The following is an 18,282-nucleotide window of genomic DNA, read 5'->3' on the forward strand; positions in this document are numbered from 1 at the left end:
AAAATCCCCTCCATCATATGCAATTGTAGCATATAACATGGAAGGGACTAAAATAATTAGCTATAGAATTCAAAATCTTTTGAGAATTGTTCAAAATATCGAAATAATAATTCTCATTTTTAATTTATATAAAATTTAAAACTTATAGTGTCTTCTTGAAGTTCTCAAGGTATTCTAAAGCTCTGTTTGCTTGTGCTTCGTAACGTTCTTTTTTATCCTTAATACGTTTCTCTAATGAGGGAAGCAAGCCGAAATTGGCATTCATAGGTTGGAAGTTCTTTTCATTTTTAGCATGAGAAATATAATATGCCATACTACCTATCATAGTTTCTCTAGGGAAAATAACTTCGCCTTTATTTTGAAGTTTATGAGCTAAGTTAATTCCAGCTACAAGCCCACTTGCTGCACTTTCTACATAACCTTCAACGCCAGTCATTTGACCAGCAAATTGAATTCTATTCTCATTAATTAATTCATATTTCACATTTAAAACATCTGGTGAATTAATGAATGTATTTCGATGCATAACGCCATATCTTACGATATCAACATTCTCTAAGCCTGGAATTAATCGGATAACTTCTTTTTGTGCGCCCCATTTTAAATGCGTTTGGAAACCAACAATATTGTAAAGTGTACCAGCTGCATCGTCTTGTCGTAATTGTACAACTGCATATGGGCGTTTACCTGTTTTAGGATCTTCAAGACCAACTGGTTTCATAGGTCCGAATAATAATGTTTTACGACCACGTTCAGCCATTACTTCAAAAGGCATACAACCTTCGAAATATTTTTCTTTTTCAAATTCATTTGTTGGCGCAACTTCTGCTTCAAGAACTGCATCATAAAAACGGTTAAATTCTTCTTCTGTCATCGGACAGTTTAAGTATGCCGCTTCACCTTTATCATAACGTGATTTTAGATACACTTTGTCCATATCAATTGAATCTTTTTCAATAATAGGCGCTGCAGCATCATAGAAATATAATTGGTCTTTGCCAGTAATGTCTACAATTTCTTTTGCTAAATTCTCAGTAGTTAATGGTCCAGTAGCAATGATTGTATAGCCTTCTGGAATGCTATGAATTTCTTCATTTAATACAGTCACATTAGGATGATTTCTTAATGTATCAGTGATATAACCTGAAAAGTCATGTCTATCTACAGCTAAAGCGCCTCCCGCAGGAACTCTAGCTTTGTCAGCAGCTGCAATAATTAATGAGTCTAAGCGTCTCATTTCTTCTTTTAATACACCTACGCCGTTTGTTAATGCATTACCTCTTAATGAGTTAGAACATACTAATTCTGCAAATTTATCAGTATGGTGCGCTGGTGTTTGTTTCACTGGACGCATTTCAATTAGGTTAACTTTAATTCCTCGTTGTGCTAATTGGTAAGCAGCTTCTGAACCAGCTAAACCTGCACCAACTACGTTAACGGTTTGACTCATATTGATCCTCCTCAAAATTTTTATTTCTGAACTTCTTCTTTATAGTCACAATTTGAACAAATAACTTGAGAACTACGTCCTTTCTTATGTTCCATGAGATAGTGATTACATTTAGGACAATCACGACCTACTGGTTTATCCCATGAAATAAAGTCGCATTCTGGATAATTTGAACAACCATAGAATAATCTATTTTTCTTAGATTTTCTTTCTACTACATCGCCATCTTTACATTTAGGACAAGTAACACCAATTGTTTTAACAATAGCTTTTGTATTTCTACAATCAGGGAAATTAGAACAAGCCATGAATTTACCATAACGGCCCATTTTGATAACCATTGGCGAACCACAGACTTCACAATCTTCTCCAGCTGGTTCGTCTTTGATTTCAACTTTTTCCATTTCCTCTTCAGCGCGTTCCACGTCTAGTTTGAAACTACCATAGAAATTATCTATAACTTTTCTCCAACCAATATCTCCTTCAGCAATTTTATCTAAAAGTGTTTCCATATTAACTGTAAATTCTACATCGATAATTTCAGGGAAGTAATCTTTAACTTGTTCATACACGATTTCGCCTAATTCAGTAGGTACGAAACGTTTACTTTCAAGTTTTACATAGTTTCTTTTTTGAATTGTATCAATGGTCGGTGCATACGTTGATGGTCTACCGATTTTCAATTCTTCTAATGTTTTTACTAGACGTGCTTCTGTATAACGTGGAGGTGGTTGAGTAAAGTGTTGTGAAGGTTCAATTTGTGTTGCAGTAACTTTATCGCCTTCACTTAATTTTGGTAATTTGTTTTCTTTTTTTTCATTTTCTTTATCGTCTTTAGCTTCAACATATAAAGTCATAAAGCCTTTAAATTTAATTGTTTGTCCATTGGCTCTAAACTTAATGTCATTTTGAGTAACGTCTAAAGCTACAGTATCTAAAATAGCTGGTGCCATTTGACTCGCTACAAAACGTTCCCAAATTAATTTATATAAACGATGTTGATCACGAGTTAAATACGCTTTCATTTCATCAGGTGTACGTAATGTACTTGTAGGACGAATTGCCTCATGGGCATCTTGGTCCCCTTGTTTGCCTTTAGCTGTGCGACGAGAAACATACTCTTTTCCGTATTTATCCTCAATATAATTTTTCGCTTCGTCTTTAGCTGATTGAGAAATACGTGTAGAGTCTGTACGCATATAAGTAATTAAACCAACTGTCCCTTGTCTTTTTAAATCAATACCTTCATACAATTGTTGTGCAAGCATCATTGTTTTACGAGCTTTAAAGTTTAATTTACGCGCTGCTTCTTGTTGAAGGGTTGAAGTTGTAAAAGGATTAGCTGGGTTTCTTGTTTTTTCCTTTTTATTTACATTCGTAATTTCAAATTCATCACCATTAAGTTCAGCAGTAATTTTTTCTACATCTTTCTTAGTCTTTAATTTAGATGGCTTGTTTTTATAATGTAAAAATTTCGCATTAAATTTTGATTTTTTATATCTAAATTCGCCTTCAATTGTCCAATATTCTTCAGGTTTGAAATTGCGAATTTCATTTTCTCTATCAATTACTAATCTTAATGCTACTGATTGCACACGTCCTGCTGATAAACCTTTTTTCACTTTCTTCCATAATACTGGAGAAATGTTATAACCTACTAATCTATCTAAAATACGACGCGCTTGTTGAGCATCTACTAAATCCATTTGAATATCACGTGGATGCTTAAAACTTTCTTTAACCGCGTCTTTTGTAATTTCATTAAATACTACTCTGTTTTCTTTTGTATCATCAAGTTCTAAAATTTTTGATAAATGCCAAGCAATCGCTTCACCTTCACGGTCGGGGTCACTCGCTAGGAAAACTTTTTTCGCTTTCTTAGCATATTTCTTCAAATCTTTAACGACGGGACCTTTACCGCGAATAGTAATATATTTTGGTTCAAAATTATCTTCTACATCGACACCCATTTGACTTCTTGGTAAGTCACGAACATGTCCCATAGAAGCAATAACTTTATATTTTTTACCTAAATATTTTTCAATGGTTTTAGCTTTTGCAGGCGACTCAACTATGACTAAATTATCTGCCAAAGTGAATTCCCCCTTGCTTTTTCAATTACTAAAGATAAATGATAAACGGTCGATTTTGATTTTGTCAATATTTAACTTTAATTAAATTCGTTTTTGATCACCATTTAAATTAGTTTCTATTAACATATAATATCAACTTATTTCGCAATATAAATTATCATTTATAACAATTTTAGCAATTTTTTAAAAATTGACTATACTTAATAATCATTCAATATATCTTGTGCTTCTGAAACTATCATTGCTCCTTCTTGAGCTCTTAACAAGTTTCCTTTTGTTAATGGGTTAAACATAGAGCCTGGTAATACATATACATTTCTATTTTGTTCAATCGCACAGTCTATCGTAATTTGACTACCGCTTTTAATACCTGCTTCAGTAATTAGAACCCCTTTTGATAAACCACTAATTAGACGATTACGTTGTGGAAAGTGATACCTTGCAATATTTATAAATGGTGGATATTCACTAATAACTAATCCTTTTTCTTCAATTATATATCGTAGTTTTTCAGTTTCTTTGGGATAGTGTTTTAAATGACCATGACCTAAAACTGCAATAGTAGGTAAATTGAATTTTAATGCGTAATGGTGTGCTAAACTATCTGCACCTTTAGCTAGTCCTGAAACAATAGTAAGAGGTATATGAGTGAAGTTTGAGAAGAGATATTGCATGGCATGAGAGGAATATTGAGTAGCGACACGTGAGCCTACAACGCCTAAAGTATTGGTAGAAGAGAGTAAATTGACATTTCCTTTATAAAATATAATCAATGGATAATCATAAATTTGCTTGAGAAGCGGTGAATACGAAGCATTAAATGAAGAAATAAAACTCACATGATGGCATGATAATTGTTCTGTTATTTCGTTGATGTTAATTTTAATAAATCGATCTACAAGTTCTTTTTTACTGTAAAGCTTTTCCCAAGTTCTTAAGGTATCTACTTGATCTCTGAATGAAAAACTTAAATAATCAGGGTACAAGTTTAATAAATGATGAATCTGTTGTGTTGAATACCCAGCCCATCTAAGTTTCAATAAAACTATTTCGTTGTCTGACATGATGTTTTCTCCTTTGTAACTATTATAGTACAAATTATTCGTAAAATTTTTTCATTTGTAAGACAATTCGCTTTAAAAATTAAATCAAAATTTAATGAGTAAAACCTCGCTATTCCTTATGTAAACTATTCCCTACTTTTTGTCACTATAGTGATTTAAATTTCCCTTAAAGACTGATTTCAACACAAAAAAGCCTAGACTCCACCAATTTGGAATCTAGGCTATCAAATTTGAAATGATATCAAATTATTTTACTGTTAATAATTCTTCATAAATGCCAGCTTCTTTAGCTGCTTCAATTAAAGTTGTACCAATTTCTGAAGGTGTATCTGCAGTTTTAACACCACAATCGTTTAATGTTTTAATTTTTTCATCTGCAGTACCTTTACCGCCAGAAATAATCGCACCAGCGTGGCCCATACGTTTACCTGGAGGAGCAGTTTGTCCACCAATGAAACCTACTACTGGTTTCTTCATGTTAGCTTTAATCCATTCAGCTGCTTCTTCTTCAGCTGTACCCCCGATTTCACCAATCATTACAACTGCTTTAGTCTCTTCATCTTCATTGAATGCTTTAAGAACATCGATGAAGTTTGTACCGTTAACTGGGTCGCCACCGATACCTACAGCTGTAGTTTGACCAATACCTTCTTCAGTTAATTGATGTACAGCTTCATAAGTTAATGTACCAGAACGTGAAACTACGCCTACATGTCCTTTTTTGTGGATATATCCAGGCATGATACCAATTTTACATTCATCAGCAGTGATAACACCTGGGCAGTTTGGTCCTACTAAACGTGTTTTTCTACCTTCTAAGTAACGTTTAACTTTAATCATGTCGACAACAGGAATATGTTCAGTAATACAAATAACCATGTCTAAGTCAGCATCAGCCGCTTCTAAAATAGAATCTGCAGCAAATGGTGCTGGAACATAAACGACTGATACGTTTGCCCCTGTTTCTTCTTTAGCTTCTGCTACTGTATTGTATACTGGCACGCCTTCAACGACTTGTCCGCCTTTACCTGGTGTTACACCAGCAACGATTTGTGTGCCATAATCAAGCATTTGTTTTGTATGGAAAAGGGCAGTAGACCCTGTAATACCTTGTACCATTACTTTAGTATTCTTATCTATAAATACACTCATCTTAGTGTTCCCATCCTTTCCTTACGCTTCTTTAACAAGTTTAACAATTTTTTGTGCGCCTTCAGCCATTGTAGCTGCTGGTTCGATTGCTAATCCTGAATCGTTTAAGATTTGTTTACCACGTTCAACGTTAGTACCTTCTAAACGTACAACTAAAGGTAAAGTTAAGTCTACTTCTTTAACTGCTGCTACGATACCTTCAGCGATAACGTCACATTTCATGATTCCACCGAAGATATTTACAAAGATACCTTTAACATTGTCATCACCTAAGATGATCTTGAATGCTTCAGTAACTTTTTCTTTAGTAGCGCCGCCCCCAACGTCTAGGAAGTTAGCTGGATTTCCACCAAAATGATTAATTGTATCCATTGTGGCCATAGCTAAACCAGCACCGTTAACCATACAACCGATATCTCCATCTAATGCGATGTATGATAAGTCATATTTAGATGCTTCAATTTCTTTTGGATCTTCTTCTTCTAAATCACGTAATTCTTGAATATCTTTATGTCTAAATAAAGCATTGTCATCAAAGTTAAGTTTCGCATCTAAAGCTAAAACGTCACCGTCACCAGTTGTTACTAATGGGTTAATTTCAACGATAGAGCAATCTTTTTCTACAAATACATTGTATAAAGAAAGTAAGAATTTCGCTGCTTTATTAACTGATTCTTTAGGAATGTTAATATTGAAAGCAATACGACGTGCTTGGTAAGGTGATAAACCTACAACTGGGTCGATTGTTTCTTTAAAGATTTTTTCTGGAGTTTTAGCAGCTACTTCTTCAATTTCGGTACCACCTTCTTCAGAAGCCATTAAAGTAATACGATCAGTTGCGCGATCAATAACGAAACCTACATAATATTCTTTTTGAATATCGCAACCTTGTTCGATATATAAACGTTTTACTTCTTTACCTTCTGGACCAGTTTGGTGTGTAACTAATTGTTTCCCTAATAATTCATTAGCGTAAGTTTCAACTTCAGATAGTGATTTAGCAATTTTAACACCACCTGCTTTACCTCTACCCCCAGCGTGGATTTGTGCTTTTACCACATAAACATCTGAGTCTAATTCTTTCGCCTTTTCTACTGCTTCTTCAGCAGTGAATGCAACGCGTCCTTCTGGAACTGCTACGCCCATAGAACGAAATATTTCTTTACCTTGATACTCGTGGATATTCATCTTCCATCCTCCTGTTTCTTAGGTTAAGTTCATTTCAATTATAAAAAATGAAAGCGCTATTGTAAACTGAAACTGTTTCATTTTTTGCAATAAATTTAAAATTCAAATAATTACAACATAGATTTTACTGGTTCAAAGCTTTTGCGATGATATGGCGTTATGCCTAATTGATTCAAACCTTCAAGATGGGCTTTCGTGCCATAACCTACATTCTTATCGAAATCATAACCAGGATATGCTTCAGCAATTTCTTTCATTAATGTATCTCGATACTCTTTTGCCATAATACTTGCAGCCGCTATCGATACGCTCTTAGCATCCCCTTTAATAATTGAAGTTTGGGGAACGGAATTATCTAAAGTCATCGCATCAATTAACAAGTGATCAGGCTGATGTTTCAATTGCGCAATAGCACGTTCCATCGCTACTTTTGTCGCATTATAAATATTTAACTGGTCGATTTCTTCTGCACTCGCTACCCCATATGCATAATCTAATACGCCTTCTTTGAGTTGTCGATTTAACAACTCGCGTTTGACAGGTGAGACTTTTTTCGAATCATCTAATCCTAAATATTGATGACCCGGATTTAGTATGACAGCGCAAGCCACTACAGGTCCCGCTAATGGCCCGCGCCCCACTTCATCTATCCCACAAATTAATGCTTCAGGGCGTCTTTCAAGCAATTCATTCTCATATTTATTCATCACTTGATAATGCTGAATGACTTCTTGCTCTTTTAAAAGTTGTTTGCGACGTTGAGCAATATTTTGTTGCACGCCTTTACGACTATCAGCATTTAATTCGTGGTTATCTAATTCTTCAATATCTGTGATTGTGGCTAGTAATGCTTTGACTTCTTTAATTGTCTGCGTCATCGTTTAACTCACTTTTCATTTCAGCATATAAGTCAAAACAATATGTGCCGATTTTAGCATTTCGCACCTCATTGATAATTAATTCAATGACCGCTTCATAATCAACTTCATTACCACGTTGTAATAGCCCTCGACGTCGGCCGATAGCGTCGAACCATTCTAACATTTCGGCATCTTCAGGCACATCAATATTATAATGTTGTTTAAACCCTTCTAAATCATGTTTAATCAAGAATTCTAAACCATAAATCGCTACTTCATCCAAATGTACGATACTGTCTTTTATCGCACCCGTTAAACTTAATTTCTTACCTACTAATTCATCTTCGAATTTAGGCCAAAGAATCCCTGGTGTGTCTAATAATTGTAGCGATTGTCCCACTTTAATCCATTGTTGCTGTTTAGTAACGCCAGGTTTATTTCCTGTTTGAGCGATATTCTTTCTAGCCAATTTATTGATAAGCGTTGATTTACCCACGTTTGGAATACCTACAATCATGGCACGAATGGCACGTGGTTTTAATCCTTTTGCTTTTTCTCTTTCAAACTTTTCTTTAGTTGCTTCAATAGCCGCTGTTTCTACGCTTTTTAAATTTTTACCGTGCTTAGCATCGACTGCTACAGGATAATAGCCTTTATCTACAAAGAAGCGCTCCCATTTTTGCATTTCATTTAAATTAGCCATATCTTTCTTATTTAGAATAACTACTCTTGGTTTTTGCTTAATGACATCGTCGATCATTGGATTGCGTGAACTATATGGAATACGTGCATCGACTAATTCAAAGACAACGTCCACTTTTTTTAATTGTTCCGTAACCTCTCTTTTGGCTTTTGCCATATGGCCTGGATACCATTGAATTGGCATATTCATTCACCTTGCTTTCATTAATTTTATGTCGATTTCAACTTTTTGATTATACTTGAAAATTAAAACCTTCACCACTAATCATGTATGTTCTCTATTATTTTATCATTCGTATTTAATATGAGTGAACTATTAGAGGTTATATTACTTAGGTGGCATACCCAAATTACTTTATTCCTATCCACGGATAGCCTACAATTTAATTATGAAAAAGATTTAAAATACATTAGAGGTTAAATATGAAGAAATTTCTAATACATATATGCTTATTTTTAGCGCTCGCTTTAATTGGCCATAGCTACATTATTTACCGTTTCATTCATGACGGCATTTTATTTACTGGACCGAATGATGGTATGGAGCAAATGGTTCCTATTCAAATGTATTTATTTGAGAAGTGGAGTCATGGCAATCTATTTTATGCTACGGATTTTGGTTTAGGTGGAGACTTTTTCACTGACTTAAGTTATTACTTCTCTACTAATTTATTATTTATTTTAAACGTTATTATTATATTAATATTAAAAACTTTCATAACATTACATACTCAAGATTTAATGTTTTGGATGATTGATGCACTCATTATGTCAATTATCAAAGCAGCCATTGCGCTATATTGTACCTATTTATATATTAAATGGATTTCTAAAAATACATGGCTAAGTTTAATCATGGCCTTTCTATTCGTCATGTCACCTCTATACTATCGTTTTACCGTTTATTGGCCATTTTTTAGTGATGTTTTTATTTGGATGCCACTTCTACTATTGTCAATTGAACGTGTATTACAGAAGCGAAAATTTGGCTTATTCATAGTGACTGTCACACTACTATTAATTAATAATTTCTATTTCGCTTATTATTTATGCTTAATAGGTGCAGGTTACATATTAATACGTATTATCTTTAGACATCCTAAAGATACGATTTCACGTGGAAAAGCCCTGTTATTGTTAGTTATTAGTGCATTATTAGCGCTTGGTAACAGTTTATTTATTTTCTTCCATGGCGCACAAAGTTTTTTAAACAATCGACGTATTCCTTTTTCAGGTGACGTTCCTGTTTTTGAAAAATTAGACATTAATACTAATGTATTCTTTGATAATTATCTTATTGTCATATTGTTTATTACAATCCAGGCTTTATTGTCGTTTAAATTATATAAACATTATTACTACCGACTGTTTGCGATACTCACCTTAATTTTTATTATATTTAGTTTTATTCCATTTGTGGACCAAATGTTTAACGGCTTTTCTGCACCTCAAAAACGTTGGCACTTTATTCTAGCGTTCAATTCAGCCATATTAATTGGTCTATTTCTAAAATATTATCGTACGTTAAGCCTTAAAACTTACATAATATCTAACCTTATAGCTGAAATAGTTATTTTTAGTAGTGCCATTGTATATCATAAGTTCGTAGCTTGGTTAATTCTTGTCCCAATAGTGTCACTCATTGGTTTAATTATTTTATTAATAAAAGATACGTCTAATCGTATAAAGCTGAATTATATATATGGAATATCCATTATCTTATTAAGCATTGTAGTATCTATTGTATTTATAAATAATCAAATTTATTTTAAAGATCATCGAGATCGTGCCAATACTTTCTATGTAAATTCAAGTTTATATAGTTCAGATTTACAACGCGCGCTTGTCAGAGAAATGGTGAACGATAAGCAAGAAGATGAGCGTATAGATTGGCGCGTGAATGAGCAAGATAATACGCCGATGTATCAACATTTCAAAGGTTTAAGTCTTTATTCAAGTATCTTCCATCATAATATTCTTGATTTCTATTACGATGCCTTGAAGATTAATTTAGCTGAAGAATCATTGAGTCGCTATCAGTCTATTAATGGACGTCAAAATCTCGCAAGTTTATTCTCTATTCGTTATATAATGTTAAAAGAATATCAAGGTAATTTGCCTGCGCATTTTCAAAAAATAAAAACAAGCGGACAATACACAATATATGAAAATAAACTTAATCTTCCATCAGTAAAAGTGACAAACAATATTTATAATAGTAAGAGCTTAACTACAGCAATAGATAGAGAACATGCGATGCTAGATGGCGTCATTATGGAAGACAAAGGGACTAAGTATACTGCTAAAGCACCTGACTTACTTAATAAAGTAGACATGCAATCTCATAACATCAAGAAGCTAGACAAACATAAATATAAAGTTGTAGGTGGTAAAGGCGGTACCATCACTTTACATGTCCCTGCGTCATTACGTGAAAAGTATGATGATTTCTATCTTACAATGATGATTAAACGTGGCAATCCGGATAGTAATTATACGGTTGCGGTAAATAATTATGCGAACCATCGTCTATTCAATAATTCAACGTACCGAACTGGTGTAGATACGCAACTTTACCGTACGCAACCTGATAAAAACGGCAATATTACTATCATGTTATCTCCAGATGGCGAATTTAATATGAAGTTACTCGATTTAAATGGAGAAAATTATGATACGCTTAAACAGGCTTATCGACATAAAGATCATAGTAATTACACAGATATTAAAAATGGTGTGGAAGTCCATCTAGATAAACATCGTAAAGGAATGGCTTCAATCAATATACCTTATCGAGATGGCATGCGCGCCTATGTGGATGGAGAGCACGTAAATCCAGTAAAAGTAAATTACATGATGACAGGTGTACCTGTAAATGCATCTGCTAAAACGATTACCATTAAGTATCAACCACCTTATTGGAATACGATGATATTCATTTCTTTAATTAGTATGATGATTAGCTTCATATTTGTAAGACTTAACAATTCAAAAAAGAGAAAGATGAGGAAATAAATTGATTAAGAAAGTTTGGACTAAACCATTATGGACATTTGGATTCATTTTTATCGTTGCTAATTTGGTGTCGTTAGCAATTTATTATCCATTTATACGCGATTATATTAGAGAGGGATATGTGTTTAGTGGTTCTGGCGATGGTTTCAGACAAATGATGCCTTTTCAACTCTATTTATATGAGCATTTTACTCAATTCAAAGGTTTTTATGACCAATCATTTGGTTTAGGGGGCGACTATGTTAAAGGGCTTGCTTATTATTACTCCCTTTCCCCTATTATATGGGTTAATTTCATCTTTATTTGGCTTGGAGATACTTTATTTAATTGGAACCCCCATGAAATTGATTTTTGGCCACTTAACCAATTGATTGTTGCATACATCAGAACAATTATTACATTTATCTGTGCATTTTATTGTTTTAGATGGTTAAAATTAAAACCCGCACCATTATTATTAGCGACTATCTCATATGGCGCTTCAACGCTCATACTGTACTACAACTTTACTTGGTCGTTTTATGGTGATTTATTGATTTTCCTACCATTATCAATTTGGGGAATGGAACGTTTCTTCCAACAACGAAAAATCGGCTTATTTATATTTTCAGTGGCGTTAACTTTATTTTCCAATTTTTACTTTAGCTATTATCAAGCCATCGTATTAGGCATATATTTCTTATTACGCCTAATTTTTACATATCGGTACGATATCGTTACACGTTGGCAAAAATTTTATCTACTTGCTTGTGGCGCAATTTTAGCGTTACTTTCTAGTATTTTAGGTTTCTACACTGGCGTGTCTTCATTTTTAAATAATGATAGACAGCAGAATAATGAATTTAACATTTCGTTATTTACTGATTTAACTCAAAATAAATATTACATTTTCTCAAACGGTTTTTATATCACAGTGTCAATTATTGCACTAGTCGCATTATTATCGTTTAAATTATACAAACATTACTATTACCGTATTTTTGCCATTATTACTTGGTTTTTATTAATTGGTTCCCTTTCACAATACTTTGATAGTGCATTTAACGGTTTCTCATTACCACAACGTCGCTGGGTTTATTTCTTATCCTTCTCGACAAGTGTGTTGATTGCTTTATTTATCCAACATTTATCAGAATTATCGATGAAACATTATTTATTTGCTGCGGTACCGGTCTTCATTTTCGGCATACTTAAACTAATCTTTGCTGAAGGCTATGTTCATTGGATGGTCGTACCATTAGCATTAATGATTATACTTGCTTTCTTAATTTGGATGAAAAAGTGGTTACATCATCCTACCATACTGGTAGCAATCGTTCTTATCTTCGTTGTACAACAAGTTGTTTTAACGCATGATTCAAGAGAGCGTACGATTGATCCGTATGCCACTACAATGAAGACAGTTCATGATCCTAGTTATCATAACAAGGCGCTTGCTAACAAGATTGACCATATTAATGACGCGAGTAACGATCCATTCCATCGCATTGATTACATGTCGATGTACGCTTTAAATTCACCATTTATTTATCATTATAATGGCATATCCCTATATTCCAGCATTTTCGATGGAAGCATCTTAAATTATTATGATAAATTAATGCAAATCAATATGCCGGTGGATAAGAATAGTACCTATCGTTATTTAGGTAACCGCGCGAATTTAGAAGCAATGTGGGACGTTCAAGACCGCTTCCGTCACCCTGATGATTTGAACATGCCTTATGGTTTTGAAAAGGCAGAGACAATCACTGAGGACAAAGATACATTACTTCATTCTAAAAATAAGATAGATTATCCAGCTGCACATGTTACTGGTAAGATTTACAATGCTAGTGACCTTAAATCACCTTTAGATCGTGAACAAGCTATGTTACAAGGTGTCGTGCTAGATAATCACTCTAAAAAAGCAAATACATCATTCAAGCGTAATGACAACTTACTTGATGAAGCGAAAGAATCTTTAAATAATGCCACTTGGCAAAATAAAAATCATCTTAAAGTAACGAAAGATGATGGGGGCGTAACTTTATCATTACCACAATCTATTGCAGATAAATATAAAGATATGTATGTAGAAATGGATGTAGAATTATTGGCGCCTGATAAAGCACATGAAGTAGGTGTGAATGAATATGTTCAAAATCGTAATGCATTAAGCTATAAATATCGTCGCTTTGTTACACCAGTCACAATGAGAGTGAAATCATCTGATAAGTTAAATATTCACCTTTCAAAAGGAAATTATCGCTTATCTGTAAAAGGTATTTATGGTGAAAATTACGATACCTTAAAACATGCTTCAAAAGAGTTAGAGCCTGTAAAAGTAAAAGATAATAGAAATGGCTATACTATTACAAAATCTAAAGGTTCTTCAGGTTATGTTGTTTTACCAACTGTATATGCAGATGGTATGAAAGCAAAGGTTAACGGGAGAGACGTTAACGTTGAAAAAGCAAATGGCATCATGACTGCAATTCCAGTCAATAAAAATGATACCCACATTCGTTTAACGTATACACCACCTCACTTATTTACGTTAATAGTATTAAGTGTAATTGGAATCATAGGTAGCGTAATATTTAGCCTATGGGTAAAACGTAAAGGACAGCAAACTTCAACACATCATCATTAACACAAAAAAGACTTCCAACTTGGCATGAAGCCATGAGTTGGAAGTCTTTTTTATTGAGATATGCGTTGTGACTAACCCATATCTTTGTAATATCTTCAGTATGCTGATTAACGAATTTCTTGGATTCTAGCAGCTTTACCACGTAAACTACGTAAGTAGTATAATTTAGCACGACGTACTTTACCACGACGTTTAACTTCGATTTTTTCGATTTTTGGAGTGTGTAATGGGAATGTACGTTCCACACCTACACCTGAAGAAATTTTACGAACTGTGAAAGTTTCTGAAATTCCTCCACCACGGCGTTTGATTACAACACCTTCGAATACTTGGATACGTTCACGTGAACCTTCCACGATACGTACGTGTACACGTAAAGTGTCACCAGTACGGAAAGCTGGTAAGTCTGTGCGTAATTGTGATTTAGTTACTGCTTCGATTAACTTATGATTACTCATTTTTATACTCTCCTTCAACCTATGTTCTTGCCTAGACATACATATAGCAGCGGATCATAGTGATTTTTAGTGTCTTTTCACACTTGATATATATTAGCATACAACTAATCGTTTTTCAATTGCTTTTTATAGCTTTCTAAAATTTCTTTATCCTCATCAGTAAGTGGATACTGTTCTAATAAATCAGGACGCTTATTATAAGTACGAATTAATTTTTGTTCATGACGCCACTTTTCAATATTAGCATGATTACCAGACAATAATACATCTGGCACCGTCATATTTTTAAATTCTCTTGGACGCGTATATTGCGGAAATTCCAACAAACCGTCTGAGAACGAATCATCTTGATGAGATTGCTCATTACCTAGCACACCAGGAATCAGGCGCACAATCGCATCCGTCATCGTTATCGCAGGTAACTCGCCTCCTGTTAAGACGTAATCACCCATTGAAATTTCATCCGTAACAAGATGCTCACGAATACGTTCGTCATAGCCTTCATAATGTCCACAGATAAAGACAATATGTTCAGCTTCGCTAAGTTCTTGTGCTATTTCTTGTGAAAATGGACGCCCTTGAGGACACATTAATATCACACGTGTATGCTCATCACGTTGAATATCTTCCATAGCATTAAATACAGGTTCCGGCTTTAAAACCATGCCTTGACCGCCACCAAATGGATAATCATCTACTTGGTTATGTTTATTGACAGCATAATCTCTAAAATTAATAGTATTTACATCAATAATATTCTTATCTTGTGCTCGTTTTAAAATAGAATGATTAAGCACACCATCGAACATTTCTGGAAATAATGTTAAATAATCAATCTTCATTAGTCTAACAATCCTTCCATTGGTGTAATTCGAATTGATTTATTTTCAACATCAACTTCTTTAACTACATCGGCAATATAAGGGATAAGATATTCTTTGTCACCTTTCACTACCCATACATCATTCGCACCTGTTTCAAAAATATTGATTACTCGACCGATTGGTGTATCTTCTTCATCAAACACTGTACATCCAATGATGTCTGAATAATAAAACTCATTCTCTTCTAATTCAATATCTTCATGATCACGTTCTTGATATAAATAGTCTCCCTTATACTGTTCAACATCATTAATGTTATTTATACCTTCAAATTTAAGCATGTGAAAGCCTTTATGTACACGGTAAGAAGTAACGGTTAACGCTATTTCATTATTATTGTGTTTAACTATTAATGTCTCTCCTGGCTGAAAACGTGTTTCCGTAAAATCTGAATTAGATTTCACTTTCACTTCACCTTTAATTCCGTGCGTGTTAACAATCTGCCCCACTTCAACTTCCATATTGCGCCCCTCCTAATACATTAAGTTCATTTCTTACATAGTATCATGATTTTTTATTAAATAAAAAGACGCCACAAAGGGCGCCTTTGGTAAGTTTTAAAATGTTAAAACTTTCGCTAATTATTTAGCTTAGACTGTAGACAAGCTCTTTCACTCTTTGTCATCTTATGCGTGCCTAGGTCATTTACTCATAGTAAACTCCCGTCGTTACGCATTTCGTTTCCTCGATTGACAAGGGTTTTCTAGCAGTCTTTCTACTTTACAATTATTTTGACGATAAAATCAACTAATTATTTAGCTTTCTTTTGTTCGTCAAAAGTTTTTAAAATACCTTGTTTAGATAAGATATTGTGAACTGTATCAGTTGGTTTAGCACCGTCTTTTAACCATTTTAAAGCTAATTCTTCGTCGATTTTAACTTCTGGTGCGTTAACGCTAGCTGGGTTGTAAGTACCGATTTGTTCGATAATACGACCGTCACGTGGAGCACGTGCGTCAGCTACAACGATACGATAGAATGGATTTCTTTTTGAACCTAAACGAGTTAAACGAATTTTAACTGCCATATATAAAACTCTCCTTTAAATCTTTTACTTTTTATTTTCTACAAGAAATAATATTAACAGTTCAATCAAACTTTGTAAAGACTTTTTTCTTTACCAAATCTAGGTTTTTTCAAAAACGTAGATTTGGTTATGGGAGTGAGATAGAATTCTTCTGAATTCGTCCTCTCACCCCCGCACAGTTGATTAGGCGCTTGAAATATTTTATTTCAAGTCCAATCAACCACTGCGCATGAGCTTTAGCTCAGGCGAACCTTTGAAAATAGTTTTATGAAATAAACCATACATATTAACCTAAATTGAAAAATCAAAATGGTCATTTCAACACAAAATATCGAATTCCTACTCATAAGGAATTCGATATTTTCATTGCTATTAAAATGGTAAGTTCATGCCTTTAAGCATATTTTCCATTTGGCTACGTTTACCTTTTTTGCCTTTACGTCCGCCACCAGTAAATTGTTTCATCATTTTCTTCATATCATTAAATTGTTTCATTAGTCGGTTTACTTCTTGTAAAGAACGACCTGAACCTTTAGCGATACGTTTTTTACGTGAAACATTTAAACTTGCTGGGTTTTCTCTTTCACTTGGTGTCATTGATTGGATAATCGCTTTAATATGGTCGATTTGTTTATCGCTCATATTTAATTTATCGATACCTTTCATTTTATTCATACCAGGTATCATTTTCATAATGTCATCAAGTGGACCTAAGTTTTTAACTTGATCTAATTGTTCTAAGAAATCATCCAATGTGAATGATGATTCACGCATTTTCTTTTCTAAGTCTTTTGCTTTTTCTTGGTCGACATCTTGTTGAGCCTTTTCAATAAGACTTAAAACGTCACCCATACCAAGAATACGAGAAGCCATACGTTCAGGATGGAACAGTTCTAAACCGTCCATCTTCTCACTCATACCGACAAATTTAATTGGTTTTTGAGTAACAGAACGAATTGATAGCGCAGCACCACCACGAGTGTCACCATCTAATTTAGTTAAAGTGACACCTGTCACATCTAATTGATCATCGAATGATTGTGCAACGTTAACGGCATCTTGACCTGTCATTGCATCGACAACTAACATAATTTCATTTGGTTTAGAAATTTCTTTAACTTCTTGAAGTTCGTTCATTAACGCTTCATCGATGTGTAAACGACCAGCTGTATCGATGATTACGAAGTCAAGGTGTTCTTCTTTCGCATAACTTAAGGCATTCTCAACGATTTGTTGTGGTTTAACTTGGTCCCCTTCACTATATACGGGCACATCAAGTTGTTTACCTACTGTTTGTAATTGGTTAATCGCTGCTGGACGATAAATATCGGCAGCTACTAACATTGGTTTTTTGTTGTATTTTTTACGCATTAATAATGCTAGTTTACCAGCAGTTGTTGTTTTACCGGCACCTTGTAAACCTACCATCATTACAACTGTTGGCGGTTTATTAGCCATAGTAATCGATGAATTTTCTCCACCCATTAGTTGTGTTAATTCATCTTGTACAATTTTTATGACCTGTTGACCTGGTGTTAAAGATTGCATTACGTCTGAACCTAAAGCACGATCAGATACAGTCTTTACGAAGTCTTTAACTACTTTAAAGTTAACATCGGCTTCAAGTAATGCGAGACGTACTTCACGCATCATTGTTTTAATATCCGCTTCTGTGACTTTACCTTTACCACGGATTTTTTGCATCGTGGCTTGCAAGCGATCGGATAATCCTTCAAATGCCATGTTAATTGCCC

At 34.0% G+C, this 18,282-nt stretch carries 14 protein-coding genes; 2 read left to right on the forward strand and 12 right to left on the reverse strand.

Features of this window, described 5'->3' with window-relative positions; all coding sequences use genetic code 11:
• Window positions 1-142: 142 nt before the first annotated feature.
• The 7 genes from trmFO to ylqF form a co-directional block, all read right to left on the reverse strand.
• Complete coding sequence (trmFO, locus tag MT340_RS08005) at window positions 143-1,450, reverse strand: FADH(2)-oxidizing methylenetetrahydrofolate--tRNA-(uracil(54)-C(5))-methyltransferase TrmFO (RefSeq protein WP_243603738.1); 1,308 nt, start codon at window positions 1,448-1,450, stop codon at window positions 143-145.
• Between the two features lie 20 nt (window positions 1,451-1,470).
• Window positions 1,471-3,543: a type I DNA topoisomerase gene (topA, locus tag MT340_RS08010; protein ID WP_243603739.1), complete on the reverse strand. Its 2,073-nt coding sequence runs from the start codon at window positions 3,541-3,543 to the stop codon at window positions 1,471-1,473.
• A 200-nt stretch (window positions 3,544-3,743) separates the two neighbouring features.
• Window positions 3,744-4,607 carry a DNA-processing protein DprA gene (dprA, locus tag MT340_RS08015; RefSeq protein WP_243589500.1) on the reverse strand — a complete coding sequence of 288 codons (864 nt, stop codon included), beginning with the start codon at window positions 4,605-4,607 and terminating at the stop codon, window positions 3,744-3,746.
• 246 nt (window positions 4,608-4,853) lie between these two features.
• On the reverse strand, window positions 4,854-5,759 hold the full coding sequence (gene sucD / locus MT340_RS08020; RefSeq protein ID WP_243589501.1) for a succinate--CoA ligase subunit alpha: 906 nt from the start codon (window positions 5,757-5,759) through the stop codon (window positions 4,854-4,856).
• Between the two features lie 21 nt (window positions 5,760-5,780).
• Window positions 5,781-6,947: an ADP-forming succinate--CoA ligase subunit beta gene (sucC, locus tag MT340_RS08025; protein WP_103297856.1), complete on the reverse strand. Its 1,167-nt coding sequence runs from the start codon at window positions 6,945-6,947 to the stop codon at window positions 5,781-5,783.
• 110 nt (window positions 6,948-7,057) lie between these two features.
• On the reverse strand, window positions 7,058-7,825 hold the full coding sequence (locus MT340_RS08030; RefSeq protein ID WP_243603740.1) for a ribonuclease HII: 768 nt from the start codon (window positions 7,823-7,825) through the stop codon (window positions 7,058-7,060).
• Complete coding sequence (gene ylqF, locus MT340_RS08035; protein ID WP_243603741.1) at window positions 7,809-8,693, reverse strand: ribosome biogenesis GTPase YlqF; 885 nt, start codon at window positions 8,691-8,693, stop codon at window positions 7,809-7,811. The genes MT340_RS08030 and ylqF overlap by 17 nt, the downstream gene beginning before the upstream one ends.
• Before the next feature lie 239 nt (window positions 8,694-8,932).
• Here ylqF and MT340_RS08040 point away from each other — a divergent pair, with 239 nt between their 5' ends.
• Complete coding sequence (locus MT340_RS08040) at window positions 8,933-11,524, forward strand: YfhO family protein (protein ID WP_243589502.1); 2,592 nt, start codon at window positions 8,933-8,935, stop codon at window positions 11,522-11,524.
• Between the two features lies 1 nt (window position 11,525).
• A complete protein-coding gene (locus tag MT340_RS08045) occupies window positions 11,526-14,159 on the forward strand; it encodes a YfhO family protein (RefSeq protein ID WP_243589503.1) in 2,634 nt (877 codons plus the stop codon).
• Window positions 14,160-14,266: 107 nt separating this feature from the next.
• Here the strand turns inward: MT340_RS08045 and rplS are convergent, their stop codons facing one another.
• The 5 genes from rplS to ffh all read right to left on the reverse strand — a co-directional run bounded on the left by rplS (window position 14,267) and on the right by ffh (window position 18,271).
• Window positions 14,267-14,617: a 50S ribosomal protein L19 gene (gene rplS, locus MT340_RS08050; RefSeq protein WP_103297861.1), complete on the reverse strand. Its 351-nt coding sequence runs from the start codon at window positions 14,615-14,617 to the stop codon at window positions 14,267-14,269.
• A 104-nt stretch (window positions 14,618-14,721) separates the two neighbouring features.
• Window positions 14,722-15,459, reverse strand: coding sequence for a tRNA (guanosine(37)-N1)-methyltransferase TrmD (gene trmD / locus MT340_RS08055; protein ID WP_243590255.1), 738 nt, complete (start codon window positions 15,457-15,459; stop codon window positions 14,722-14,724).
• Window positions 15,459-15,962 (reverse strand): ribosome maturation factor RimM, encoded by a 504-nt coding sequence (gene rimM, locus MT340_RS08060; protein ID WP_103297863.1) that lies wholly within the window; start codon window positions 15,960-15,962, stop codon window positions 15,459-15,461. Before rimM ends, trmD begins: the two co-directional genes overlap by 1 nt.
• Window positions 15,963-16,252: 290 nt before the next feature.
• Window positions 16,253-16,528, reverse strand: coding sequence for a 30S ribosomal protein S16 (rpsP, locus tag MT340_RS08065; protein ID WP_103297864.1), 276 nt, complete (start codon window positions 16,526-16,528; stop codon window positions 16,253-16,255).
• A gap of 372 nt (window positions 16,529-16,900) precedes the next feature.
• Window positions 16,901-18,271, reverse strand: coding sequence for a signal recognition particle protein (gene ffh, locus MT340_RS08070; protein ID WP_243589504.1), 1,371 nt, complete (start codon window positions 18,269-18,271; stop codon window positions 16,901-16,903).
• Window positions 18,272-18,282: the final 11 nt, after the last annotated feature.

This window comes from Staphylococcus sp. NRL 16/872 (assembly GCF_022815905.2).
Taxonomy (GTDB): Bacteria; Bacillota; Bacilli; order Staphylococcales; family Staphylococcaceae; genus Staphylococcus.

Excerpts from the sequence above, each read along its gene's own strand:
- ffh (WP_243589504.1), bottom strand. The coding sequence starts at position 18,271 with ATGGCATTTGAAGGATTATCCGATCGCTTGCAAGCCACGATGCAAAAA.
- dprA (WP_243589500.1), bottom strand. The coding sequence starts at position 4,607 with ATGTCAGACAACGAAATAGTTTTATTGAAACTTAGATGGGCTGGGTAT.
- MT340_RS08040 (WP_243589502.1), top strand. The coding sequence starts at position 8,933 with ATGAAGAAATTTCTAATACATATATGCTTATTTTTAGCGCTCGCTTTA.
- rimM (WP_103297863.1), bottom strand. The coding sequence starts at position 15,962 with ATGGAAGTTGAAGTGGGGCAGATTGTTAACACGCACGGAATTAAAGGT.
- rplS (WP_103297861.1), bottom strand. The coding sequence starts at position 14,617 with ATGAGTAATCATAAGTTAATCGAAGCAGTAACTAAATCACAATTACGC.
- sucC (WP_103297856.1), bottom strand. The coding sequence starts at position 6,947 with ATGAATATCCACGAGTATCAAGGTAAAGAAATATTTCGTTCTATGGGC.
- trmD (WP_243590255.1), bottom strand. The coding sequence starts at position 15,459 with ATGAAGATTGATTATTTAACATTATTTCCAGAAATGTTCGATGGTGTG.
- MT340_RS08030 (WP_243603740.1), bottom strand. The coding sequence starts at position 7,825 with ATGACGCAGACAATTAAAGAAGTCAAAGCATTACTAGCCACAATCACA.
- trmFO (WP_243603738.1), bottom strand. The coding sequence starts at position 1,450 with ATGAGTCAAACCGTTAACGTAGTTGGTGCAGGTTTAGCTGGTTCAGAA.
- ylqF (WP_243603741.1), bottom strand. The coding sequence starts at position 8,693 with ATGCCAATTCAATGGTATCCAGGCCATATGGCAAAAGCCAAAAGAGAG.
- sucD (WP_243589501.1), bottom strand. The coding sequence starts at position 5,759 with ATGAGTGTATTTATAGATAAGAATACTAAAGTAATGGTACAAGGTATT.
- rpsP (WP_103297864.1), bottom strand. The coding sequence starts at position 16,528 with ATGGCAGTTAAAATTCGTTTAACTCGTTTAGGTTCAAAAAGAAATCCA.